The sequence below is a fragment of the Pseudoalteromonas sp. BZB3 genome, assembly GCF_040104455.1.
GTDB lineage: Bacteria > Pseudomonadota > Gammaproteobacteria > Enterobacterales > Alteromonadaceae > Pseudoalteromonas.
Window position 1 is genome coordinate 75,463 of sequence record NZ_JBECOS010000014.1, and the last position, 23,485, is coordinate 98,947.

Annotated in this window: 24 protein-coding genes; 21 read left to right on the forward strand and 3 right to left on the reverse strand. The window is 41.6% G+C overall.

Annotation, left to right across the window (positions count from 1 at the left end):
* The first annotated feature begins 15 nt into the window (after window positions 1-15).
* The 11 genes from flhF to ABMY35_RS16310 all read left to right on the forward strand — a co-directional run bounded on the left by flhF (window position 16) and on the right by ABMY35_RS16310 (window position 10,330).
* A complete protein-coding gene (flhF, locus tag ABMY35_RS16260; RefSeq protein WP_349287172.1) occupies window positions 16-1,485 on the forward strand; it encodes a flagellar biosynthesis protein FlhF in 1,470 nt (489 codons plus the stop codon).
* Window positions 1,478-2,338: a MinD/ParA family protein gene (locus tag ABMY35_RS16265; protein WP_138483351.1), complete on the forward strand. Its 861-nt coding sequence runs from the start codon at window positions 1,478-1,480 to the stop codon at window positions 2,336-2,338. Before flhF ends, ABMY35_RS16265 begins: the two co-directional genes overlap by 8 nt.
* 2 nt (window positions 2,339-2,340) lie before the next feature.
* On the forward strand, window positions 2,341-3,075 hold the full coding sequence (locus tag ABMY35_RS16270) for an RNA polymerase sigma factor FliA (RefSeq protein ID WP_349287173.1): 735 nt from the start codon (window positions 2,341-2,343) through the stop codon (window positions 3,073-3,075).
* Window positions 3,076-3,113: 38 nt separating this feature from the next.
* Complete coding sequence (cheY, locus tag ABMY35_RS16275; protein WP_010364893.1) at window positions 3,114-3,497, forward strand: chemotaxis response regulator CheY; 384 nt, start codon at window positions 3,114-3,116, stop codon at window positions 3,495-3,497.
* A 21-nt stretch (window positions 3,498-3,518) separates the two neighbouring features.
* Complete coding sequence (locus ABMY35_RS16280; RefSeq protein ID WP_349287174.1) at window positions 3,519-4,292, forward strand: protein phosphatase CheZ; 774 nt, start codon at window positions 3,519-3,521, stop codon at window positions 4,290-4,292.
* Window positions 4,293-4,307: 15 nt separating this feature from the next.
* The gene (locus tag ABMY35_RS16285; RefSeq protein WP_349287175.1) at window positions 4,308-6,536 is read left to right on the forward strand and encodes a chemotaxis protein CheA; all 2,229 of its coding nucleotides are present in this window, start codon (window positions 4,308-4,310) and stop codon (window positions 6,534-6,536) included.
* 75 nt (window positions 6,537-6,611) lie between these two features.
* The gene (locus ABMY35_RS16290) at window positions 6,612-7,784 is read left to right on the forward strand and encodes a chemotaxis response regulator protein-glutamate methylesterase (RefSeq protein WP_349287176.1); all 1,173 of its coding nucleotides are present in this window, start codon (window positions 6,612-6,614) and stop codon (window positions 7,782-7,784) included.
* 34 nt (window positions 7,785-7,818) lie between these two features.
* A complete protein-coding gene (locus ABMY35_RS16295; RefSeq protein WP_349287177.1) occupies window positions 7,819-8,589 on the forward strand; it encodes a ParA family protein in 771 nt (256 codons plus the stop codon).
* 7 nt (window positions 8,590-8,596) lie between these two features.
* A complete protein-coding gene (locus ABMY35_RS16300; RefSeq protein WP_349287178.1) occupies window positions 8,597-9,376 on the forward strand; it encodes a chemotaxis protein CheW in 780 nt (259 codons plus the stop codon).
* Window positions 9,377-9,400: 24 nt separating this feature from the next.
* Window positions 9,401-9,898, forward strand: a complete 498-nt coding sequence (locus ABMY35_RS16305; RefSeq protein WP_138483340.1) for a chemotaxis protein CheW — start codon at window positions 9,401-9,403, stop codon at window positions 9,896-9,898.
* Between the two features lie 84 nt (window positions 9,899-9,982).
* Entirely contained in the window at window positions 9,983-10,330 is a 348-nt protein-coding gene (locus tag ABMY35_RS16310) for a DUF2802 domain-containing protein (RefSeq protein ID WP_349287264.1), read from the forward strand.
* A 37-nt stretch (window positions 10,331-10,367) separates the two neighbouring features.
* On the opposite strand, the gene ABMY35_RS16315 is transcribed toward ABMY35_RS16310, so the two are convergent.
* Window positions 10,368-10,664 (reverse strand): EscU/YscU/HrcU family type III secretion system export apparatus switch protein, encoded by a 297-nt coding sequence (locus ABMY35_RS16315; RefSeq protein WP_349287179.1) that lies wholly within the window; start codon window positions 10,662-10,664, stop codon window positions 10,368-10,370.
* Window positions 10,665-10,675: 11 nt separating this feature from the next.
* Entirely contained in the window at window positions 10,676-13,453 is a 2,778-nt protein-coding gene (locus ABMY35_RS16320; protein ID WP_349287180.1) for a flagellar hook-length control protein FliK, read from the reverse strand.
* Window positions 13,454-13,513: 60 nt separating this feature from the next.
* Between ABMY35_RS16320 and ccmA the strand changes: the two genes are divergently transcribed.
* Genes ccmA through ABMY35_RS16370 form a run of 10 tightly spaced genes read left to right on the forward strand, consistent with a single transcriptional unit; the run spans window position 13,514 to window position 21,282 of the window.
* On the forward strand, window positions 13,514-14,176 hold the full coding sequence (gene ccmA, locus ABMY35_RS16325) for a cytochrome c biogenesis heme-transporting ATPase CcmA (protein WP_349287181.1): 663 nt from the start codon (window positions 13,514-13,516) through the stop codon (window positions 14,174-14,176).
* Complete coding sequence (ccmB, locus tag ABMY35_RS16330; RefSeq protein ID WP_138559509.1) at window positions 14,176-14,862, forward strand: heme exporter protein CcmB; 687 nt, start codon at window positions 14,176-14,178, stop codon at window positions 14,860-14,862. Before ccmA ends, ccmB begins: the two co-directional genes overlap by 1 nt.
* A gap of 1 nt (window position 14,863) precedes the next feature.
* Complete coding sequence (locus ABMY35_RS16335) at window positions 14,864-15,601, forward strand: heme ABC transporter permease (protein ID WP_138483332.1); 738 nt, start codon at window positions 14,864-14,866, stop codon at window positions 15,599-15,601.
* Window positions 15,602-15,603: 2 nt separating this feature from the next.
* Window positions 15,604-15,807 (forward strand): heme exporter protein CcmD, encoded by a 204-nt coding sequence (ccmD, locus tag ABMY35_RS16340; protein ID WP_349287182.1) that lies wholly within the window; start codon window positions 15,604-15,606, stop codon window positions 15,805-15,807.
* Complete coding sequence (gene ccmE / locus ABMY35_RS16345) at window positions 15,804-16,283, forward strand: cytochrome c maturation protein CcmE (RefSeq protein ID WP_058029223.1); 480 nt, start codon at window positions 15,804-15,806, stop codon at window positions 16,281-16,283. Before ccmD ends, ccmE begins: the two co-directional genes overlap by 4 nt.
* Before the next feature lies 1 nt (window position 16,284).
* Window positions 16,285-18,237 (forward strand): heme lyase CcmF/NrfE family subunit, encoded by a 1,953-nt coding sequence (locus ABMY35_RS16350; RefSeq protein WP_349287183.1) that lies wholly within the window; start codon window positions 16,285-16,287, stop codon window positions 18,235-18,237.
* Window positions 18,234-18,806 (forward strand): DsbE family thiol:disulfide interchange protein, encoded by a 573-nt coding sequence (locus ABMY35_RS16355; RefSeq protein WP_138483324.1) that lies wholly within the window; start codon window positions 18,234-18,236, stop codon window positions 18,804-18,806. Before ABMY35_RS16350 ends, ABMY35_RS16355 begins: the two co-directional genes overlap by 4 nt.
* On the forward strand, window positions 18,803-19,267 hold the full coding sequence (locus ABMY35_RS16360) for a cytochrome c-type biogenesis protein (RefSeq protein ID WP_349287184.1): 465 nt from the start codon (window positions 18,803-18,805) through the stop codon (window positions 19,265-19,267). The genes ABMY35_RS16355 and ABMY35_RS16360 overlap by 4 nt, the downstream gene beginning before the upstream one ends.
* Window positions 19,268-19,272: 5 nt before the next feature.
* The gene (gene ccmI / locus ABMY35_RS16365) at window positions 19,273-20,547 is read left to right on the forward strand and encodes a c-type cytochrome biogenesis protein CcmI (protein ID WP_349287265.1); all 1,275 of its coding nucleotides are present in this window, start codon (window positions 19,273-19,275) and stop codon (window positions 20,545-20,547) included.
* Window positions 20,548-21,282, forward strand: coding sequence for a VacJ family lipoprotein (locus tag ABMY35_RS16370; protein WP_349287185.1), 735 nt, complete (start codon window positions 20,548-20,550; stop codon window positions 21,280-21,282).
* A gap of 73 nt (window positions 21,283-21,355) precedes the next feature.
* Here ABMY35_RS16370 and ABMY35_RS16375 read toward each other — a convergent pair whose 3' ends face one another.
* Window positions 21,356-23,374, reverse strand: coding sequence for a TonB-dependent copper receptor (locus ABMY35_RS16375; RefSeq protein WP_349287186.1), 2,019 nt, complete (start codon window positions 23,372-23,374; stop codon window positions 21,356-21,358).
* Window positions 23,375-23,485: the final 111 nt, after the last annotated feature.

Sequence of the window (23,485 nt, forward strand, 5' to 3'; positions counted from 1 at the left end):
TTAAGGGGTTGTAACATGAAAATTAAACGTTTTTTTGCCAAAGATATGCGCACAGCACTGAAAGAAGTAAAAGAAGAGCTTGGCGCTGATGCTGTGATTATGTCAAACAAGAAACTGGCAGATGGTGTAGAAATTGTTGCAGCCGTAGATAATGATAGAGCGCCAGAAGCACCCGTTGAGGCGCCACAAGTAAATATAGCGCCTGCGCAGCCCCAAGCTGCACAACCGCGCTTTGTTCGCCCTGAACCGCAGCGTGCAAAACCAGAGCCTCAGGCTCAAGTTGCTGATAGTTTACAGGCACTATTAGAAAGGCAAGCGCCGAAGCCCCGTTCACCTGAGCTTGCTTCTATGTTCTCTCAATCTGGTATTAATACCGAAGAAGTATTTAAGCCTCGTCAAGCGACTGAAGAGCGATATGAGCGTCCAACCTCAACGCAAAATTTCAGGGCTGAGTCAAATGTTAAAGCTCAACAGCAAGCGCAATCATGGAATTTTGATGATGACCTCGATACAGGCTTTGCTGATGATTTTGAGCCTGCGCCTAAAAAAGTCGATGAAATGGCAACCATGAGAGAAGAAATGAATGCCATTCGTCAATTACTTGAACATCAAGTTTCAGGCTTAATGAAGCAAGAAATGGAAAGAAGAGACCCAACGAGAGCTTGTTTAGTTGACCGTTTACAAGGTATGGGTGTTGATAAAGAAGTTGCTGAACAAATGGCTTGCTTCATCCCTGATGACGTTTCTCGTAAAGAAGCGTGGAATTCATTGCTTGAAATGGTAGCTAATCAAATGCATACAACCAACAACGATATTCTTCGTCAAGGTGGTGTATATGCATTAGTAGGTCCAACTGGTGTAGGTAAAACAACGACAGTTGCTAAACTTGCTGCATTAGGCGCGCAGAAATACGGTGCAGATAAAGTTGCGTTAATCACAACTGATACTTATAGAATTGGTGCTTATGAGCAACTGGCAACTTACGGCAGAATTATTGGTTGTCCAGTCAAACAAGTAAAAGATGCCAATGAATTAGCAGAAGTTTTATATCATTTACGCAATAAGCGTCTAGTATTAATAGATACTGCGGGTATGAGTCAAAGAGATATCCGTTTAACAGAACAACTTAATACGTTAATGAGAAGCTCTAGAGTCGATATTAGAAGTTATTTGGTTTTAAGTGCAACATCGCAAATGCATGTACTGCAAGAAGCGGTTCGTCACTTCCAAAAAGTGAATTTAAGTGGTTGTATTTTTACAAAACTTGATGAATGTCTAAGTTTAGGCGAGATTATTAGTATTGCGATTCAAAATCGCTTGCCAATAGGGTATCTTACTAACGGTCAACGAGTGCCAGAAGACATTCGTGTAGCAAATGCTCATAAAATGGTCAAAAAGGCTGAGCAATTGTATTTAAAGAGAATAAAAGCACAACATTCGCGACGTGTACCTGTAGCGTCTCAGACAGTAGGAATGTATGATTAACACAGTATTAGATCAAGCAAGTGGCCTGCGTAGAATGAATCAAAATGGCAACCATGGCGTAAAAGTAATTGCAGTAACGGGTGGTAAAGGAGGGGTTGGTAAAACCAATGTCTCATTAAATACGGCTATTGCACTTGGTCAGCAAGGAAACAGAGTACTCGTCTTAGATGCTGACTTAGGTTTGGCAAATTGTGACGTGATGCTTGGTTTAAGAGTAGAAAAAAACCTGTCTCATGTCCTTTCGGGTGAATGTGAGTTAGATGAGATCTTAGTTGAAGGTCCTGCTGGTATTAAAATTGTACCGGCTACCTCAGGATCGCAAAATATGGTTGAATTGACGCCTGCAGAACATGCAGGTCTCATCCGCGCATTTAGCGAGCTAAATACAGAATTTGATATTTTAATTGTCGATACCGCAGCGGGTATTTCAGACATGGTTCTTAGTTTTTCTCGCGCAGCACAAGATGTGATGGTCGTTGTGTGTGATGAACCGACCTCAATTACAGATGCTTACGCACTTATTAAGGTGCTTAGTCGTGAACACGGTGTTTACCGTTTTAAAATTGTTGCTAACATGGTTAGGAGCTTACGCGAAGGGCAGGAGCTATTTGCTAAACTTTCGAAAGTTACTGACAGATTCTTAGATGTTGCACTAGAATTAGTTGCAACCATTCCGTTTGATGAAAACATGCGTAAATCTTCTCGCCGTCAAAAAACCATTGTTGAGTTATTTCCAAACTCTCCGGCAGCGGTTGCATTTAGAGGGTTAGCGAGTAAAGCAGTTAAATGGCCAATACCACATCAACCTTCTGGTCATTTAGAGTTTTTTATTGAACAGCTAGTCAACGGATAACTATGTCGTCATCGATGGGTAAAGCGATGGGCTATCAAACTACAGACAACCTTAATAGAGTGATAGAGCGTCATACCGGTCTTGTCAAAAAAGTGGCGTGCCATTTATTGGCACGTTTACCAGCAAATATTCAGTTAGACGATCTTGTACAATCAGGCATGATAGGTTTGATTGAAGCCAGTAAAAACTTTGACGCAAGTAAGGGCGCAAGTTTTGAAACTTTTGCGGGGATCAGAATCCGAGGCGCGATGTTAGATGAAATTCGCCGTGGAGACTGGGCACCAAGAAGTGTTCATAAGAATAGTCGTATGGTTGCTGAAGCAATTGCTAATCTAGAAAGCGTCCTAGGTCGAGAGCCAAAAGACATTGAAATTGCTGAAAAACTTGATATTACTCTGGATGAGTACCATCATATTCTACATGATGTGAATGCAAGTAAAATCATTGGAATTGAAGATTTGGGGGTTGATGAAGACGTAATCACTCCTGTTAACAATGATTTAGCGCTAGACAAACCGTTCAATAACGTTAAAAATGAACGCTTTAACGAATCGTTGCTAACGGCGATTCAATCGTTACCCGAAAGAGATGCGCTAGTCTTATCTCTTTACTATAACGATGAAATGAATTTAAAAGAAATAGGGCAAATACTCGATGTAAGTGAATCTCGAGTAAGCCAAATTCATGGGCAGGCAATGATCAGGCTTAGGGCTAAAATCAATGACTGGGTCAATTAGAGTAATAATAATAGGTTCAAACCTCACTGGAGGATGTTTTGGATAAAAACATGAAAATTCTTGTGGTTGATGATTTTTCTACGATGAGAAGAATAATCAAAAACCTGCTTAGAGACTTAGGTTTTACAAATGTACAAGAAGCAGACGATGGCAGCACAGCTTTGCCTATGCTTCAAAATCAAGAATTTGACTTCGTAGTCACGGACTGGAATATGCCAGGTATGCAAGGCATCGATCTTCTTCGTGCTATACGTGCAGATGACAGTCTTAAGCATATTCCAGTACTTATGGTGACGGCTGAAGCGAAAAAAGAGCAAATTGTTGCTGCGGCGCAAGCTGGTGTAAATGGTTATATTGTAAAACCTTTCACTGCTGGAACACTTAAAACAAAACTAGAAAAAGTGTTTGAACGTTTAGGCTAGATAATTAAGAAGGAGAGGCGGATGTCAGCACCTTCTGTGCCTCAAATAACACTTGAGCAAGCTAAGCAACTTGTGACTTATCTTGAGCAAGGCGAGCAAGATAAAGCAGATAAGTTAATCATGGAGGCTGCAAGTAAGGAGCAATCTGAGCTTTTTGCTGAAGTGGGTAAATTGACCCGTCAACTACACGAGTCATTGAAAAACTTTGAGCTTGATACTCGTATTTCTGATTTGACGACAGAAGCCTTACCGGATGCTAAAGAACGTTTGAATTATGTCATGGAAATGACAGAAAATGCAGCCAATAAAACGATGGATGCAGTTGAAGCAAGTCTGCCTCTCGCGCAACAGCTTGCAGACGATTTATCTGATATAAAGCCAACTTGGGATAGACTCATGAGACGTGATATCCAGCTTGGTGAATTCAAATCTCTTTGTCATGATTTAGATAAGTTTATGCAAGGCTCACAAGCAACTACGGATGAACTTCAAGGACATATGACAAATGTTTTAATGGCTCAGGATTATCAAGACTTAACAGGTCAGGTCATTCGACGTGTTATCGAATTAGTTAGAGAAGTAGAAGACAGTTTAATCCACTTACTAACTGTATTTGGTACAGCAGAAGAACCTCAATCAAAACAAAAAGAAAATATTGAAGAGGTTCAGATTGCTGAAATGGATCCTGCAGAGTTATCAGGACCAGAAGGTCCGATAATGAATGCTGAATCTAGAGAAGATGTCGTATCTAATCAAGATGAGGTCGACGATTTATTGTCGAGCTTAGGCTTCTAATAGGAGAGTGTGTACATGAGCTTTGAAGTCGATGAAGATATATTACAAGACTTTCTTGTTGAAGCTGGTGAAATATTAGAGTTGTTATCTGAGCAGCTTGTTGAGCTAGAAAATAACCCTGAAGATAAAGAATTATTAAATGCAATCTTTAGAGGCTTTCACACTGTAAAGGGTGGTGCAGGCTTTTTGAGTATGACTGAGCTTGTAGACGCATGTCATGGCGCGGAAAACGTTTTTGATGTGTTAAGACAAGGGCAACGCTCTGTTTCTCCAGAACTGATGGACGTGATTCTTCAGTCCCTAGATACCATCAATGAAATGTTCGCACATATTCAAAATCGTGAGCAACCAGATCCTGCAGACCCAGCATTACTTGAAACACTTCATCAATTGAGTAAGCCTGAATCAGAAGACGAACAAATTTCTATTTCAAGTTCAGAACCAGATCCTGTTGTTGAGGATACTCCTCAAGCAGATTTATCTGCTGATGATATTCTTTTTGATATTGATACCGATGAAGTTGCTGGTGAATCTGCCTCAGATAGCATCGATGAAATAACAGAAGATGAATTCGAAAGCTTACTTGATGAGTTACATGGGGCTGGTAAAGGCCCAGCTGTAGAGCAAACTACTTCAGCGGCTTCAACTGCTTCAAACTCAGATGATGGTGATATTACTGATGATGAGTTTGACAGTCTTTTAGATGAGCTTCATGGCGTTGGCAGTTTCGGTTCGATTAGTCCACCTCCTCCAACAAGTACAAACACTAGCACTAGCCAAGCCCCTTCTTCACCAATTCCATCATCCCCCTCGAGTGATGATGAAATAAACGATGAAGAGTTTGAGGCATTGTTAGATGAGCTTCATGGTAAAGGTGGTGCGCCAAAATCATTAGAAGGGGCTGATTCCAACAAGCCTGCTCCAAGTATTGAACCTAAGCAGCCCGAACCTGTTATAACTAAACCAGTTGCTAAACCAAAACCGGCACCTCAACCAGCAAAGCCAGCTTCTTCACCATCTCCAGTTGCAAAAGCGCAAAGTGCACCTGCATCGGCCAAAAAGCCCCCTGCGCCTCAAGCTGAGACGACAGTCCGTGTTGACACTAAGCGTCTAGACCAAATCATGAATATGGTCGGTGAACTGGTACTAGTGAGAAACCGCCTCGTTAGTTTGGCAAATAATTCTAGCAGTGAAGCTATGGGTAAGGCGATATCTAACCTTGATGTAGTTACCGCAGATTTACAAGGTGCGGTAATGAAAACACGAATGCAGCCAATTAAAAAAGTGTTTGGCCGATTCCCTCGTGTTGTTAGAGACTTAGCACGTAGTTTAAAGAAAGATATTAATCTTATTCTTGAAGGTGAAGAGACCGATTTAGATAAAAACTTGGTTGAAGCACTTGCAGATCCACTCGTTCACTTAGTTAGAAACTCAGTTGATCACGGTATTGAAATGCCAGATGTTCGTGAGGCATCAGGCAAACCTCGCACAGGTACAGTGACGCTCTCAGCATCTCAGGAAGGAGACCATATTCTGTTGACCATTAAAGATGATGGTGCAGGGATGGATGCTGAAAAACTGAAAAAGATTGCGATAAATAAAGGCGTTATTGATTCGGACCAAGCAAGTCGATTGTCTGACACTGAAGCTTATAACTTGATTTTTGCTCCAGGCTTCTCAACAAAAGAAGAAATTTCAGATATTTCAGGCCGTGGTGTTGGGATGGACGTAGTTAAGACGAAAATCACTCAACTTAACGGCTCTGTTAATATTCAGTCAGAGCTCGGCGTTGGCACTATCCTTGAGATAAAAGTTCCATTAACACTGGCTATTTTACCAACCCTAATGGTTGTAGTTGGCGAGCAAACATTTGCTTTACCTCTTGCTGGTGTAAGTGAAATTTTCCACTTAGATCTGACAAAAACAAATGTAGTAGATGGCCAGCTAACGATTATTGTGCGTGAAAAAGCAATCCCTTTATTCTACTTAGAGCATTGGCTAGTTAAGGGGGCAGATAGATCAACGAAGAAAGCCGAAGGTCATGTTGTTATAGTGCAGATAGGTACTCAACAGGTTGGCTTTGTGGTTGACTCTCTCATCGGCCAAGAAGAAGTTGTGATCAAGCCATTAGATGCATTATTGCAAGGTACTCCTGGCATGGCAGGTGCGACAATCACTTCAGATGGTGGCATAGCATTAATCTTAGATGTGCCAAATATGCTAAAACACTATGCAGGTAAATAACCTGAGATAGCAAAACAGTTAAAAGGTGGTGCGGATGCACCACTTTTCGTTCTTAAGAATTCATAGAGTATGCTAATGGCAGTAAAAGTTTTAGTTGTAGATGATTCAAGCTTTTTTAGGCGTCGAGTCAGCGAAATTTTAGAGCAAGATAGTGATATTAAGGTAATTGACTTTGCTGTTAATGGGCAAGAGGCGGTTGAAAAAGCGGCTTCATTACGTCCAGATGTTATTACTATGGATGTAGAAATGCCTATTTTAGACGGAATTAGTGCCGTAAAAAAAATTATGCAGGCTAACCCTACGCCAATCCTGATGTTTTCTTCACTAACTCGAGAAGGGGCAAGTGCTACTCTAGATGCGCTTGATGCAGGTGCATTAGACTTTTTGCCTAAAAAGTTTGAAGACATAGCCCGTAATAGCGAAGAAGCAATTAAGTCTCTACAAAACAAGGTGAAAGAAATCGGGCGAAGAAGACTTCCTCGTTCAGTTAGCAGCTATTCGCGACCAGCAGTGAACAAGCAAGCGGCTACTCAATCACCGGTGGCAGACAGGTCTGCAGCAGCATCTCGCACGTCAAGTATTGCTCAACCTGATAGAAGTTTTCAAAGAGCAGCTGTTCAGCCAGCATCAAGTTCAACTGCAACAGCTAAACAGTTCAAAGCGTCTGGAAAGCAATATAAACTTGTGGCAATAGGGACTTCAACAGGTGGGCCAGTTGCACTGCAAACCATACTAACGCAGCTACCTGCTAACTTTCCACACCCGATATTGTTGATTCAACATATGCCAGCTGCTTTCACACCCGCTTTTGCAACTAGACTAAATAGCCTTTGTAAGATAAAGGTAAAAGAGGCAGAACATGGTGATAAATTACAGCCAGGTGTTGCTTATTTAGCGCCAGGTGGTAAGCAAATGTTGGTTGAATCAAAAGGTGCAATGAAAACGCTTCGAGTTTTTGAGGATGATAGTGCAAGAGTGACCTACAAGCCGTGTGTTGATGTCACCTTTGCAAGTGCAGCAAAAGCTTATCAAGCTGATGTACTCGCCATAGTTTTAACTGGAATGGGTGCTGATGGTCGAGACGGCGCACGTTTACTGAAACAATCAGGTGCAACAATCTGGGCTCAGGATGAGCAGAGCTGCGTGGTTTACGGCATGCCTCAAGCTGTTACAAATGCAGGACTATCCTCTGAAAGCTTGGCTTTACATGACGTCGCAACAAGAATAAATAAAGAAATAGGTTGTTAATCTATTTGTTCAAGCACTGGGAAGTAATTGTTTCGTGAAGATCTGGACTGTAGCAAATCAAAAGGGAGGCGTTGGTAAAACAACGACTACGGTGAGTCTTGGCGGTATTCTTGCCAAGCAAGGCAAACGCGTTTTGCTTATAGATACAGACCCTCACGCATCTCTGACTTATTATTTTGGTATTGATTCTGAAGAGTTAGAAGTCAGTGTTTATGACATATTTGCTCGAGGGACGGCAATGGAGAGCGAGGAAATCCTCCAAGCTTTATGCCCCTCAACCATTGAAAACCTTGATATTTTGCCGGCAACAATGGCAATTGCGACGCTTGATAGAAGCATGGGTAATCGCAATGGTATGGGCTTAATCCTGAAAAAAACACTGGCGAAAATAAGCGAACATTACGACTATGCGATTCTTGATTGCCCACCTGTATTAGGCGTGCTAATGGTAAATGCTCTCGCAGCCAGTGAACGTGTGCTAATTCCAGTGCAAACTGAGTTCCTAGCGCTTAAAGGTTTAGATCGTATGATGCGTACCATGGAATTAATGCAAAGCTCTCAAGCAAAACAATATAATTACACCATCGTACCAACCATGTATGATAAGCGAACCAAGGCATCGTTAGAGGCATACAAAACATTGCTTGCCAATTACGAAGGGTCTGTCTGGCCCGGTGTTATTCCGGTTGACACAAAATTTAGAGATGCCAGTTTGGCACAGCAAGCGCCAGTTGAGTTTTGTCCAAAATCTAGAGGTGTATTTGCGTATAAAGCACTACTAGAGTATTTAATGAAGGGTAGTTAGAAGCTATATGAGTAAACACTTGTTTGCTAATGAAAAGGTGATGAAGCAGTATCTTGGCGCATTATTACAAGAAGATGAGCCTCAAGAGACTGCGCTTGCCCCTGTGGCAAAATTACTCGAGCGTGTCCCTGAGATTACTGAGACAGAGTTAAGCCAACCAGTCAATAAAGTTGTACCAGATATCATTGAGACTCAACCTGCCCCGGAATTAGAAAGCCCTGAGGTTGTTGAAATCCCAGAAGGTGAGTCGAAAGATCTTGAGTTAACAAAAAATAATACTATTATCAAAGAAGAAGCTGTTGTTGAACCAAGTTTAACAAGTGTTCAAGAAGAGTATGGTGAAAGTGAGTTTCAAGCACTATTTTTTGAAGTCGCAGGGCTAACTCTTGCTGTTCCTCTAAAGTCTTTAGGTGGTATTCACCAACTAGGAGAAGTAACACAGCTTTTCGGCAAACCTAAGTGGTTTAAAGGTGTCATGGTTAACCGTGAAGAAAAGCTAAATGTTGTTGATACTGCCAGATGGGTTATGCCAGAGAAGTATACCCCGGAGCTTGAAGAAAAACTGGATTATCAATATTTAATTACACTCGGTGATAGCCCATGGGGGCTATTGGCTGAAAATTTAATAAATAACATTACATTAAAGCCTGAAGACATTAAATGGCGTGTAAACGGTGGCAAGCGACCTTGGCTTGCTGGCGTCATTAAAGAAAAAATGTGTGCTTTGATTGATGTAGAGAATTTAAACCGCTTACTAGAGCAAGGCTTAGATAGCCAAGAGCAGTAACTCAGAACTTTATGGAGTATAACCATGAGCCAAGATAGACTACTTTCTGCAGACAATAATGCCGACAGTAATGATGAAGTTCTTCAATGGGTAACTTATAAGTTAGAAGACGAAACGTATGGTATTAATGTAATGCAAGTGCAGGAAGTGCTGCGTTATACTGAAATTGCACCAGTTCCAGGTGCACCAAGCTATGTTCTTGGTATTATCAATCTACGTGGTAACGTTGTTACTGTTATTGATACTCGCGCACGCTTTGGTTTGATGAGTGCAGAAGTGACAGACAATTCTAGGATTGTCATCATCGAAGCTGAAAAGCAAGTGATTGGTATTCTTGTTGATAGTGTTGCTGAAGTTGTGTACTTACGCAGCTCTGAAATTGACAGTGCGCCAAACATTGGTACAGAAGAAAGCGCTAAGTTTATTCAAGGTGTATCAAATAGAGAAGGTGAGCTACTTATTCTTGTTGATCTGAATAAGTTACTTAGCGATGATGAGTGGGATGAGTTGAGTCACATATAAGTGCTAGCTGTCGTTCAAGAAAATCTTGCTTTTATTGTAGTCACTATTACTTCAGGTATCCTTTTTTTAATATGTCTGGGGTTTATTTTTGGATTGCAAAAAAAGTTAGAACAAAATCATAAAAATCAAAAGTTTTTAAAACAACAACTCGAAGAATCTAATGCTCAAACTGAGATACTACGCAGTGAAATAGCTGAACTAAGATCAGGTTTAATGAGCGTTGGTAAGCGCTTACTGGCTTGCGAAAACTTTGCGAAAGATTTAGCCCAGCAGCAAGCAGCACAAAAGTACGATGATCCAGATGCAAAAATTTATTCTCGAGCTGTTAAAATGATTGAGCTAGGAGCCGATCTCGAAGAGATAATGCAAGAGTGTGAAATACCTCGAGCAGAAGCGGAGTTACTTCTTTCATTGCACCAAAAACAATCTTAAATAAAAGCGCTGAGTACTTACCTCGGTGCTTTTTCTTTTAAGCTTTTATATTCAACTTCTTATTAAAGCCTTCCCAGCCAGGTGGGAACTTACCTCTTAAAACATAAGAAAAAGCAATTAATTCGGCGATTACATAATAGAGCTCTTTAGGGATCTCTTGGTTTAACTCAAGTTGATTTAATGTCGACGCCAGTTCGGCATCTTCGTGGATCATAATGCCTTTTTCTTTTGCGAATGTAATGATCTCATCAGCTAACTCACCAAACCCTTTACAGACAACCTCAGGTGACTTGCCTGCTTCATATAGCAAGCCAATGGCTGATTTTTGTTCCATTTTCAATTCCCCTAAACCTGAATATTGACAATAGCATGCTGAGTAAAAAATAAATCAGCTTTTTCACTGTCTTCATTTAACTCGATGTCACCCACTTGCAGACCATGAGCACTTAATTTCCTTCTCAAAGTATCAAGGTGCGGCGCAGCTATTGCACATACCTGAGAGGAGTTTCCGGTTAATTGACATTCTAGTGATTTATCCATGAGTTCCGCTTGCACTGAGAGTTTTCCAGTAGAAGCGAAGTCGAAGTTTAATCGGATATACCAAACCGTTTTTTCAGGTAAATTGCCTTTTGCTGGTTTTTTATAATTGCCTATTTGTAAATGTGTCTGTTGGCAATTGTCAGGGAGCTTAGTTGGTAAAAACAAACTGACTAATAGTTGGGTATCACTAGTTTGGTTTTGATTTTGGTTGATGTTTGCTGACTGAAGCATATTTTGTTGCAAACTATTATTGAGTTGCACGAGTTCACTCATCAAAGATGAGTTTAAATTGGGTATTTGTTGCTGAAGTTGGCCGATATTCTGTGCTTTAAAGTTGGGTTGTAGGGTTTTTAACAGAGCATCTAATTTCGCTTGAGTTGAACGATCGTTATTTTCATCTTGCATCATTTTTGGCGCAGATAGAAATGTTAGCAGCAATTTTTCAACGTTATTCAGTAAACTACTACTTTGTAGGTTTGTATTTATATTGCTTTGAGTCGCTGCGCTAGTAAGTGGGTTTGGTAAGTTAAGCTCATTGGCAATTTGCGCTGAAGAGTGCTGTTTCTCATCAATCATTCTAGAAAAAGCTTGATGCACCAAACGCGAAAGATCTGGTGACTTTTCATCCTTAAAGCGAGAAAGTTTATTAATCTGCTCTGAGCTTACTTCCGGCATCAATTTTTCGGTTTTATCTATTTGTTGCTCAGATATAAATGGCTTAATCAAACGTTTCTCAAGGCTACCTGAAGGCACATAATGGTTCTTTATGATTGATAATACATTTTGGCTAGGAAGCCTAACTTGGTTTGAGTCATTCATTACTTCAGATTGGGGACTAAGGCTTTGTAGTAAAGCATTAGTATTTTTCGCAACGTTTTTACTTTGTTGTGTTATCGGACTCATACTGCTTTGTATTGAACTTTGAGTATCTGAAGCTGCACCATTTTTAACATCAATTTGCTTTTTTCCTTCCTTATTTAGTTGCGTGAGTGCACTGTGTAGGTGTGGAGATGCAACAGTTGTAGTGCGAGTTTTTACTTCATTAATTGGATTTTTTGTTGTTTGTAATTGCTCACTTTTATTCGCGTTTTTATTTCCTAAAAAGGAGGTAGTTAGCCCTTTTTCAGCGTTTACTTCGTTGCTTAAAGATGTTCTTTGAATTGCTTCTTTAGATATAAACCTTTCTTGCGTAGCCATTTGAACTTTGTTGGGGTTTATTTCAGTGTTCACCTGTTTGGCTTTTGGCTGCTGTAATGATGACTCTTGCTTGGGTGAGGGCATCGACTCAGATGGAAGCTTATTTGGATCACTTACACTTGATGCCATGGACGTTTTAGGCGTTGCTTTCAAATTTTCCTGAGAAAATAGTGATGTTGCTAAAAGGTGTTCGGGAACTTTGAGTGGCGCCATAATTGTAAATTGAGGTGTAAAAGCTATTGTTTGTCTGATCTGAGAAAATAGCTGCACAATAGGTTCTGATTTTAAGTTTTTTGCTTCAGGGTAAATGAGCGTTTGAGAGTCGGGTGTTTTGTTCAAGGTAAGCAATTTATTCACAACAGCCGCGATATCCACATTTGAAGAAACAGTGTTTTTACTGTTTTTCTCACCGATCAACATAAAAGGCGCTGCAATAATATTTCGTAATGCAGCTTGTACTGCTTGCTTTACGTCTTTAAATGAAACATTTAGCAAGGGCTTGTCATAATGCAACCCCGATTTGAGAGGCGCCTCGTTTGTGGGCCTTTCCAGCTTTGTAGCCTGTGTAAGCATTGACTTAGCTGAGTGCTTTAATTGAATAGCATATTGTTTCGACTTTTCGCTAATTTCAAGGCCATGCATGGTGGAAGTAGGTGTTGCAGCCCGCCAGCTTTTGTCTTGGGTGTTTGCTGAAAGCGGTTCTATATTTCTGAGTGATAAAGCTGCTTTGGTGACAGGATGTTGAATTTTTGGCGCTTTCTCAGAAAAATTAAGGACCATAGAAGGAAAGCTATTTGTTAGGCTCTGTGTAATTTTATTCTTGGCGATTGGTTGTTTGAGCAGTTGCTCTCCAAAGCGATCACTTATCGTGAGTAATACCTGTGCAGTATTGGCATTTAACTTTGCAATTAATTTAGGCTCTGCGGCAAGTATTTTTGCAAGACTTGGATTGATTGCTAGGCTTACATCAAGCTTAGGAAGCTGAAGGCTCGCGGGTGTGGTTTTTATCTCAGCGTGTGTCGTGATATTTGGGCCAATTGAATCTCCTTTTAAAAAGTTCAACAGAGAGAGCAATTGGTCAGGAGCCTTGATATGTAAACCTTGTTTTGGGGTTTGTAATGTTAACTTTAATCCCGTTTCATCGAGCTTAACAATTGCTTCTGGTAGTTCGAGCTTTTGACTGTGAGGCTCTATTGCAAGGCGAACAGTTTGCCAGCGTCCATTTATTTCGATGTCCATATTGATTGAATCAGATTTTATCGAAATGTTCTTGGCTAAGAACGATTGCCCAATCGAGTTATGCAAAGCGCGTCTATTTGCTTCGCTTAAAGTTGAGATAGACTCAGATGAGACCGAGCTCAGGTTTATAATTGGCAATTCATTCATTATTTTAAATCAAATTTTAAGTAATCGGTCGCAAAGCTCTGTTCGTATTACCATACCATTATGGTAGACTATCGCCCAATTTTACGCACCGAGAATACTAATTTGCTAGAGGTTAAATCTGTCACTTGCGTCAAGCAAGAACGCTGTTTATTTGAAGCGCTTAGCTTTACACTCGGATCTGGCAAGATTATGCAAATTGAAGGCCCAAATGGTGCGGGAAAAACCTCTTTATTGAGGATTTTGTCAGGCTTTGCTCAACCAGAAGAAGGTGAAGTACTGTTCGAGCAGCGTTCAATTAATGATTATTACGATGAATTTGCTGCTGAGTTATTATTCATTGGGCATAAAACGGGTGTAAACGCCCAACTCACAGCATTTGAAAATGTCTGTCATTGGCTGCGTGTTCACGGTTATAACGATGAAAGTCAGGTGTATGACCTATTAGGCAAGTTAGGCTTAGTGGGCCTAGAAGATGTACCTGTCAGAACACTATCAGCAGGTCAGCAACGCCGAGTTGCACTGGTTAGACTTTGGCTAAACAGCGCAAAGCTGTGGATTTTAGATGAGCCTTTTACAGCCCTAGATAAAAAAGGCGTTGCCATGTTGCAGTGCCGCTTTAATGAGCATCTCGAGCAAGGCGGATCAATTTTATTAACAACGCACCAAGACCTCACGCAGCATTTTGAACAATTACAAACTTTAGTGCTGGAGTATCGACACTAATGCAAGTAAATCATTCTTATTGGCAGCTTTTTAAAGCTGTATACAGCAAAGATGTCACTTTAGCATTTAGGCAGCGTGCAGAAATAGTAAACCCGTTATTGTTTTTTCTAATCGTCATTACCTTGTTTCCTTTAGCAATTGGCCCTGAGCCTGGGTTATTAGCCCGCATGGCGCCAGGTATTATTTGGGTTGCAGCGCTACTGTCTACCATGCTAGGCCTTGATAAGTTATTCAGAGATGATTATCACGATGGTTCATTAGAGCAAATGATTGCCTCACCTTATCCATTGTCTTTGTGCGTGTTAGCGAAAGTCTTTGCGCATTGGACCATCACCGGTTTACCTATGGTTCTAATGGCACCCATGTTTGCACTTTTGATGAACCTTGAGTCTCAGGCGCTCGGTGCAACCATTTTAACCTTATTAATCGGAACCCCATTGTTAAGCTTTATCGGTGCCATCGGCGCTGGTTTAACAGTGGGCTTACAAAAAGGAGGTATTCTAATGAGTTTACTTGTTTTACCTCTTTATATTCCTGTCCTAATTTTTGCAACCTCGGCCATTGATACCAGTAGTATGTCGCTGGCATATGGCGGACAGCTTGCAATCTTGGGTGCGATGTTAGCTGTTGCCTGCATTGCCGCACCTTTGGCCATATCGTCAGCATTAAGAGTGAGTGTAAGTTAACATGTGGAAATGGTTACATCCCTACGCTAAAGCAGATCGTGCATACCAGTTGTGTAACACCTTACTGCCGTATTTTGCCGTAATTACCGTTGTCTGTTTAGTTGTTGGTTGGGTCTGGGGCTTAGCGTTTGCGCCAGCTGATTATCAACAAAAAGACAGCTACAGGATCATCTTTATTCATGTGCCTTCAGCCATTTTGTCTATGGGCGCGTATTCTTCAATGGCGATTGCCGCAATTGTGGCACTCGTCTGGCAGTTGAGAAATGCTGAGTTGGCTGTAATTGCAATTGCGCCTGTAGGGGCTGCAATGACTGCAATTGCTCTCATCACCGGTGCTGCATGGGGTAAGCCTATGTGGGGAGCATGGTGGGTGTGGGATGCACGCTTAACCTCAGAGCTCATTCTTTTATTCTTATATCTAGGGGTTTTATCGCTCTATCATGCGTTTGAAGACAAAAAGGCAGCGGGTAAAGCGGCTTGTATCTTAGCGATCGTAGGTGTGATCAATCTACCTATTATTCATTTCTCAGTTGAGTGGTGGAACACGTTACACCAAGGTGCAACCATCACTAAGTTTGATACGTCGGCAATTGACCCTAGCATGTTGTGGCCTTTATTTATCAACATCGCTGGCTTTGCTGGTTTTGTGGGTGTGATTACACTGATTCGTTTAAAAAATGAAATTCTTCAGCGTGAAAAACACCGTCCTTGGGTACGCAGTTTAGTAAGTCGAGGTTAACAATGCAGTTCGAATCTTTTAGTGACTTTATAGCTATGGGTGGCTATGGCTTCTTTGTGTGGCTTTCATATGGTTCTTGTGCCGCTATTTTGGCTAGTATTCTACTTAGTTCTCTTAACGATAGTAAAAAACTAAAAAAAGAAGTAAAAGCGCAAATGTTGCGTGAAGAGCGTATAAAGAAAGCAAAAGAGGAGGCGCAAGCATGAACCCTAGACGTAAAAAGCGCATGTTTGCTGTGCTAGGCATTATCTTTGGTCTTGGCTCAGCGATTGGCTTAACTTTATACGCATTACAAGAAAACATTAATTTGTTCTACACCCCGTCAGAGCTAATAAATGGTAAGGGTGAAAACTATGAAATGCCATTCGTAGGTCAAAAGTTGCGAATTGGCGGCATGGTTGTACCAGGCTCAGTAAAGCGCGATGAAACTTCGTTGGATGTTGAGTTTAAGCTCATTGATACTGGCCCGATGGTGACTATTCGCTATCACGGGATTTTGCCAGATCTGTTTCGTGAAGGTCAGGGTATTGTCGCACAAGGTACTTTAATTGAGCCTGATGTGATTGAGGCCTTTGAAGTTTTAGCCAAGCATGATGAAGAATATATGCCTGCTGAAATTGCAGAAGCCGTTAAAGGTATCAAACACGAAAAACCAAAATATAATTTAAATAACGAGAATTAGTATGATCCCAGAAATTGGTTATTTCTCGCTTGTACTGGCAATGGGCTTAAGCTTGTTGCTATGTATTTTTCCTTTATGGGGCGCTTACACCGGTAATCTTAGGTTAATGCGAGCAGCGCCTTCATTGGCTGTTGGTCAGTGTCTTTTTGTTCTATTTTCTTTCGCAATTTTAATTTATGTCACGCTGACTGATGATTTTACCGTCGCGTATGTGGCACATCATTCAAGCACAACTTTACCTTGGTACTACAAGGTTACGTCGACTTGGGGTGGCCATGAAGGTGCAATTTTACTCTGGCTCGTAATGCAGTCGTCTTGGACAGCATTGGTTGCGCTTATGTCAAACTCTTTACCTTGGGTTTTACGTGCTCGCGTGCTAGGCGTGCTGGGTTTCTTGGGGGTTGGCTTTATGCTTTATACTTTATGGATGTCGAGCCCATTTGAGCGTTTACTGCCTTATTACCCAGTAGAAGGGCGTGATTTAAATCCGCTGCTACAAGACCCGGGTATGATCATTCACCCACCATTGCTTTATATGGGCTATGTGGGCCTATCTGTATCCTTTGCGTTTGCAATTGCGGCATTACTAACGGGTAAGCTTGATAATACTTGGGCTAAATGGTCTCGCCCATGGACTATGGTTGCGTGGGGTTTCTTAACATTAGGTATCACTATCGGCAGTTGGTGGGCGTATGCTGAACTAGGCTGGGGCGGATGGTGGTTCTGGGATCCAGTTGAAAACGCTTCACTGATGCCATGGCTAGTTGCTACTGCATTACTGCACTCGTTAGCAGTGACTGAAAAACGCGGTGTGTTTAAATCTTGGACGGTATTACTTGCGATTACTGCGTTTAGTTTATGTTTGCTGGGTACCTTTATCGTTCGTTCAGGGATTATTGTCTCTGTGCATGCCTTCGCGACTGATCCAGACCGAGGACTATATATCCTTTCGTTCTTAGGTGTTGTGGTTGGCGGTAGCTTAGCGTTATACGCAATGCGCGTTTCTGAAGTTTATAGTGAGGGACGCTATAAGTTTGCTTCTCGAGAAGTGACTCTCTGGGCGAATAATATCTTTTTAGTGGTGGCAACCCTCATTGTATTGCTGGGCACCTTGTTGCCTATGATCCATAAAGAGTTAGGCTTAGGCACCATTTCAATTGGTGTGCCTTTCTTTAATCAGATGTTCTCTATTTTGGTTGTGCCTTTTGCTTTATTACTAGGTATTGCACCTATGATGCGTTGGAAGCAAAACCAATTACCACCTATGGTGAAAAAATGGGGAGGTATGTTGGTCTTAGCTCTGGCTCTGACGGCATTGTGGTTATTGCCTAACTACGAATATGTTGCGCCGATGACGTTTATTGCAACAGCGCTTGCAGTGTGGATCACGCTAGGCACATTGCTAGATATTTTTGACAAGGCGTCTGCACAAGACAGCTTTGCAAATGGTATAAAACGTTTAGGTTTAAGTTATTGGGCAATGGTGCTTGGCCATATTGGTATTGCATTTGTGATAGCCAGTGTGACACTTACATCAGCGTATTCAGTCGAACGATCAGTCAGCATGAAACCAGGTGACGTGGCACAGCTAAACGAATACAGCTATCGCTTTGATGGTGTAAAGGAAATTCGCGGTCCAAACTACAGTGGTCATGCGGGTGTGGTAACTGTGTTAAAAGACGATAAATTCATCGTTGAGTTATATGCTGAAAAACGCCTATATGATATCGGCATGCAATTTATGACAGAAGCTGCGATTGATGATGGTTTCTTCAGAGATTTATATTTAGCGCTCGGTGAGCAACTGAGTGAAGGTGCGTGGTCGTTACGTATTTATCACAAACCTTACGTTCGCTGGATGTGGCTAGGTGGTATTTTAATTTCACTTGCCGGCTTCATGGTTGTGGCAGATAAGCGTTACCGTAGAAGAAAGATAAAGGGAGCTGTAGCATGAATAAAAAGCTATTAGGTTTTATTCCTTTTTTAATCTTTATCTTCTTATGTGTTTTCCTGTACCAAGGCTTGTTTGGTAACCCAAGAGAGTTACAAACCGGCCGTATAGGTCAAACGATGCCAAGCTTTGTTTTACCTGATTTAATGGATGAATCAAAACAGTGGCGTGATACAGATCTAAAAGGTGACGTATATTTACTGAATGTATGGGGCACTTGGTGCCCGACCTGTATCGCTGAATTGGGTTATCTTACTGAGTTAAGAGAGCGTGGGGTACGCATTATTGGTTTGTATTATGAGCAAGCTTATGATCCAGACTTTGGCGATCAATTTGATATCAATGCACTGCGCAATGAAGTGCAGAATATGCTTGATAGAGCTGGCAACCCATATCAATTCAATATTTTAGACTTAGACCGCACACTGGCACTTGACCTAGGCGTTTCAGGTGCGCCTGAAACTTTCCTTGTTGATGCCAATGGTACGATTTTATTGCACCACACAGGAGATATAAACCCTCGAGTTTGGCGTGCTAAGTTTGCACCTGTTATGCAGGAGTTATCAGAATGAGAATTTTAACTTTATTATTTCTTAGCATTTTAAGCTTTTCAGCTTATAGTGCACAAGATGAATATGAGTTCGCTAATGCTGAGCGTGCAGCAACCTTCAAGGCCCTGACGCAAGAGCTTCGTTGTCCGAAATGTCAAAACCAGAATATCGCTGATTCAGATGCCATTGTCGCTAGGGACTTACGTGACAAGGTGCTAATGTTAGTTAACGAAGGAAAATCAAAGCAAGAAGTCATTGATTACATGATTGACCGTTATGGTTACTTTGTTCACTACCAACCGCCGGTTACACCTGCAACCATTGTACTTTGGGTATTACCAGTACTAATTGTGATCATTGGTTTTGGCTTTATTGTCTTTCGACAAAAGAAGGCGTCAAAGAAACAAAAGTGGAATGCGCAAGACGAAGAAAAGCTCGCGCAACTGATCAAGCAGTATCAACGTCAGGAGCATAATTCATGAGCGCAATGACGCAAATGTGGGGCATGTTTGCTCTATTATCAATTCTTGCCGCTTTGTTTGTTGTGGTGCCATTTTTACGACGTGAAAAGGTCATCGCGGTTGATTCTGATGCCAATGCAGAGCGTATTGCCATTTATCAACAGCGCTTAGATGATTTAGAGCAAGAGTTTGCGGATAAGAAAATTGAGCAAACAGCTTACAACGAATCAATTGTTGAGTTAAAGCGCCGCTTGCTTAATGAGTTGTCTCCTGAGAAGCAACTTAATGCTCGAGGTAATAACCGTATATTCGCGCTAACCGGTTTGGCTTTTTTAGTCGCAGTGAGTGCCGTATTTTATGGCTTTACAGGCAGTCAAAAGCAAATAGAAGATTGGTACACTGCCATCGATAGGTTGCCAGAATTTGGTGAACGTGCGGTTTTACAGCAAGGCGAACCACTGTCTCAGAATGAACTTCAAGCATTTGCTTTAGGTCTGCGCACAAAGCTGGCAGAAAGTGGCGATGATGCCGTTGCTTGGATGCTGTTAGGCCGTGTTGCTATGTCACTGGGTGATAATGATATGGCCAAGCAAGCTTTTGAAAAAGTACTGGTTATGCAGCCTGATAATAACAATGTATTGGTGAACTTCAGCCAAGTATTGCTAATTGAAGGTACTGAGCCGAGCATGAATCGCGCTGCGAGAATGCTTTCTAAAGTTTTACAGTCTGATCCAAGTAATATGGACGCGATTTCGCTATTGGCATTAATTGCATATGAGCGTCAAGACTGGGAAGAAGCGAAAGCCGCATTTGAAGTACTGCAATCTTCTATGACCCAAGATGACCCTCGCTTTGCCATGATTTCAGAGCGTATTCATGATATCGAGCATAAAATCAATCCTGATGCTCATGCGCATGAAGAAAGTCAGCCTCCTGCAGGTGCATCATTGACGGTATCTGTGTCGTTAAATGATTCTATAGCAAGTCAGTTACCAGACAATGCGACGTTGTTTATTTTTGCTAAAGCCCATAATGGCCCACCAATGCCATTGGCTGTGAACAAATTAAAACAATTTCAATTTCCGATTACTGTTACACTTGATGACAGCATGGCTATGATGCCTGATCTGAAACTTTCTAATTTTGAAAAAGTTGAGATCACTGCCCGAGTTTCAAGTGATGAAGCTGTAACGGTGCAGACGGGCGACTTAGAAGGTCAATCAGACGTGATAGCCTTAGATAATGCGCCGTCAATTGTGCGTGTTGAGATCAGTCGTGTAATAACCAGCACAGGAAGCTAAATGTTAAAACCTATATTATCTGCGTTTGCTGCACTCATTATTTCAGGGTGCGCAACAGTTGCCCCAGAAAAAGTTGATGAGCGAGATCCGCTTCAAAGTATCAACAGAACGGTGTATGACTTCAATATGGATGTACTTGATGCATATATTTTGAAGCCTGTCGCCGAAGGATACCTAGCCGTAACCAATGATCCGGTTAGAAAAAGTGTCTATGCGTTTACGACCAATATTGCAGCTCCCACTGATGCGGTTAACTCATTATTGCAGGGAAAACCAAAAGATACAGGCATTAATACTGCGCGGTTCTTGGTGAATTCAACGGTGGGTATTTTTGGTCTCTTTGATGTTGCAAGCTCATTAGGTTTAAAACATAAAGATGAAGATTTCGGGCAGACTTTAGGTGTATGGGGCGTTGGCGATGGCGCATATTTAATGTTGCCAGGTTATGGACCGTCTACCGCTAGAAACATCACGGGTGACGTGGTAGACAAGTTTGTATTACCTGAACTTGCGATGTCTACACCTCAAAGCCTATTAGTTTTTGCTGTAAGAGCAATTGATACGCGTGCGAGTTTATTATCGCAAGAGAAGCTACTTCGTGAGTCACTTGACCCGTATGTGTTCATGAAAGATATCTACTTCCAGCGTCAACTTTACGAGCTGCATGATGGTAACCCACCAATCAAAGAAGAAGAAGTTGAAGATTTTGATGAAGACTTCTTAGAGAATCTTTAAGAACGCAAGCATACTTAATAGAAAGCCAAGTCAATGACTTGGCTTTTTCTTTATCTAACACTAATCCTAAGAGTTAAAAGCGCCAGTTGAGGTTAAGCCAAGCAGTTAACCCCGCTTCATTCACTCTGCTGGTCTGCTCATAGCCATTTACAGCCGCACCTGCACGACTTAAGTGCTCGCTGTAGGCTTTGTCGAGTAAATTATCTATCCCAAAACTCCAGTCTATGTTTTGATTTTGACTGTAGTTAGCATTTATTGACAGCACACCGTAACCGGCGGACTTTGAGACGTCTTGACCTGCGATATTACCCTGACCAACAGCAACACGATGTTGCTTTTGTACAACACGCCAAAGCATGCCAAGCTGCCAATCTTTTAGTGCGTAATCAAGTGTAAAACGAGCCTGTAAAGCAGGTTGTTGCGCCAATGGTCTATGATCAGTTAGGTTTGTAGCCCGTACCCAACTGATACTTGCCCCAGTTGATAACGACTTAGTGAGTGAATATTTGCTGTCTAACTCAAAACCAAAGCTCTCAGAGTCAACGTTACGCGTTACTTTTGCCGATTTACCCATTTTCTCAAACGTATTGTCGATGAGAATAAAATCATCGGTTTGATTGTAGAAAACAGAAGCTGAGCTTTGCCAATTATCAGTTTGGTGGACTAAGCCTAAATCGAATTGACTTGTGGCTTCATGCTTTGTGTTAAAAGCACTTGTTGTCTCTTCGCTGCTTCGACCCGCTCCTAATAATTCCCAGTAATCAGGAAATCGTTCTACATAACCGAAGCCTGCAAAGTAACTGGTATTTTCGGTTTGCGCTTGAAATCTTGTAAACCCACTATACAAAGATGACTTTCGGGTCTGAAAAGCAGTTGGGTTAGGGGACATCATCATCATTGAGCCGACCATTTTACGGTCATCCGTTGCTTGCCATCTGTCTATGCGTAAGCCCGATACCCATTGTTTGTTTTCTTCTAGACTAAATTCGTATTCTGCAAATACCCCAAGCTGCTCAAAACGTCCGTCGGTAGTACGCATTTGATTGTCAATTGGCATCATATTGATATTCATAGACATACGATTTGTATGCTCATTACTTTGATGGTCAACGCCAATGCTAAACTTGCTCGTTTTATTATACTCACCGTGTGCTAAAAACTTACCGCCGTAAGTTGTTCTGTCGGGGTTCATCGCTCTAGGCGTTTTGTTCATTGGTGTTGCAACGAAATCACGTAATGAGAAATTGTCCATAATATGATCGACATAGTTGTAAAAAGCTTGCCCTTCAATGCGTTTAATGACTGTGCCTTCAAGTAACCAATCGAATTTAATTGCACTGTGAGTTCTGTCAAATAAACTTCCGTCCATTGCTCTATCTGCATAAGCAACTTCGCCATCACTTCGGCCAAGAGAAAGGCTAATAATCTTATCGTCACTTGGTGTGTAAGCGAACTCTAAATCGGTATTCCACTTCTCGTACCCTGAATGCACGTGCGTACCATTGCCGTCCTTATAATTGTCTGCTTTGTTATAGCTGGCTGATATATTGGCAAAGTAGTCTTGATCTCCAAACTTTAGCTGAGAATTAATACCTCTACGTCCTGCATTGGCAAGCACTAGGTTGCTAAAACCCTCTAAGCCAGCTTTGTCCATTCTGTAACTATCACGCTCAAATAATACGGTCGCAGCGCTGTTACCTGGTCCATATAATACTGTTTGTGGGCCTTTTATTACGGTAAGCGTGTCATAGGTTTGTGGCGTAATATAAGCCGTTGGAGGGTCCATACGATTTCCACATCCACCCAAGGTGAGGTTGCCATCTGTTAGAATATTCAAGCGCGAACCTGCTTGACCTCTAAAGACTGGATCTGAGCTTGCAGCCCCTTTTTTGATTAATGAAAAGCCACTGATACTTGAGAGTAAATCTGACCCATCTTGAGCAGGCAAGGGCTGCCTTGGCAATTTAGGATCGGTCTTTATATTGAGTGGTGTTTGCATTGGTGCTATGACAACGATTTTTTCTATGTCATCAGCTACAGCATAGCCACTTAATACGGTGCAGATAAGTCCACTTAGAATTGATTTTTTCATTTAAAAGCCCAGCAATTGAAAGAGTTGTGGGCAGTGTATAGATTTTTATTTGCTGAGGAATGTGACAGATTGTCGCACCTAGCGGGGTTTGTTGATGCGACAATATCTTGA

Excerpts from the sequence above, each read along its gene's own strand:
- flhF (WP_349287172.1), top strand. The coding sequence starts at position 16 with ATGAAAATTAAACGTTTTTTTGCCAAAGATATGCGCACAGCACTGAAA.
- ABMY35_RS16265 (WP_138483351.1), top strand. The coding sequence starts at position 1,478 with ATGATTAACACAGTATTAGATCAAGCAAGTGGCCTGCGTAGAATGAAT.
- ABMY35_RS16270 (WP_349287173.1), top strand. The coding sequence starts at position 2,341 with ATGTCGTCATCGATGGGTAAAGCGATGGGCTATCAAACTACAGACAAC.
- ABMY35_RS16280 (WP_349287174.1), top strand. The coding sequence starts at position 3,519 with ATGTCAGCACCTTCTGTGCCTCAAATAACACTTGAGCAAGCTAAGCAA.
- ABMY35_RS16285 (WP_349287175.1), top strand. The coding sequence starts at position 4,308 with ATGAGCTTTGAAGTCGATGAAGATATATTACAAGACTTTCTTGTTGAA.
- ABMY35_RS16290 (WP_349287176.1), top strand. The coding sequence starts at position 6,612 with ATGGCAGTAAAAGTTTTAGTTGTAGATGATTCAAGCTTTTTTAGGCGT.
- ABMY35_RS16300 (WP_349287178.1), top strand. The coding sequence starts at position 8,597 with ATGAGTAAACACTTGTTTGCTAATGAAAAGGTGATGAAGCAGTATCTT.
- ABMY35_RS16305 (WP_138483340.1), top strand. The coding sequence starts at position 9,401 with ATGAGCCAAGATAGACTACTTTCTGCAGACAATAATGCCGACAGTAAT.
- ABMY35_RS16315 (WP_349287179.1), bottom strand. The coding sequence starts at position 10,664 with ATGGAACAAAAATCAGCCATTGGCTTGCTATATGAAGCAGGCAAGTCA.
- ABMY35_RS16320 (WP_349287180.1), bottom strand. The coding sequence starts at position 13,453 with ATGAATGAATTGCCAATTATAAACCTGAGCTCGGTCTCATCTGAGTCT.
- ccmA (WP_349287181.1), top strand. The coding sequence starts at position 13,514 with ATGGTAGACTATCGCCCAATTTTACGCACCGAGAATACTAATTTGCTA.
- ccmB (WP_138559509.1), top strand. The coding sequence starts at position 14,176 with ATGCAAGTAAATCATTCTTATTGGCAGCTTTTTAAAGCTGTATACAGC.
- ABMY35_RS16335 (WP_138483332.1), top strand. The coding sequence starts at position 14,864 with ATGTGGAAATGGTTACATCCCTACGCTAAAGCAGATCGTGCATACCAG.
- ccmD (WP_349287182.1), top strand. The coding sequence starts at position 15,604 with ATGCAGTTCGAATCTTTTAGTGACTTTATAGCTATGGGTGGCTATGGC.
- ccmE (WP_058029223.1), top strand. The coding sequence starts at position 15,804 with ATGAACCCTAGACGTAAAAAGCGCATGTTTGCTGTGCTAGGCATTATC.
- ABMY35_RS16350 (WP_349287183.1), top strand. The coding sequence starts at position 16,285 with ATGATCCCAGAAATTGGTTATTTCTCGCTTGTACTGGCAATGGGCTTA.
- ABMY35_RS16355 (WP_138483324.1), top strand. The coding sequence starts at position 18,234 with ATGAATAAAAAGCTATTAGGTTTTATTCCTTTTTTAATCTTTATCTTC.
- ABMY35_RS16360 (WP_349287184.1), top strand. The coding sequence starts at position 18,803 with ATGAGAATTTTAACTTTATTATTTCTTAGCATTTTAAGCTTTTCAGCT.
- ccmI (WP_349287265.1), top strand. The coding sequence starts at position 19,273 with ATGACGCAAATGTGGGGCATGTTTGCTCTATTATCAATTCTTGCCGCT.
- ABMY35_RS16370 (WP_349287185.1), top strand. The coding sequence starts at position 20,548 with ATGTTAAAACCTATATTATCTGCGTTTGCTGCACTCATTATTTCAGGG.
- ABMY35_RS16375 (WP_349287186.1), bottom strand. The coding sequence starts at position 23,374 with ATGAAAAAATCAATTCTAAGTGGACTTATCTGCACCGTATTAAGTGGC.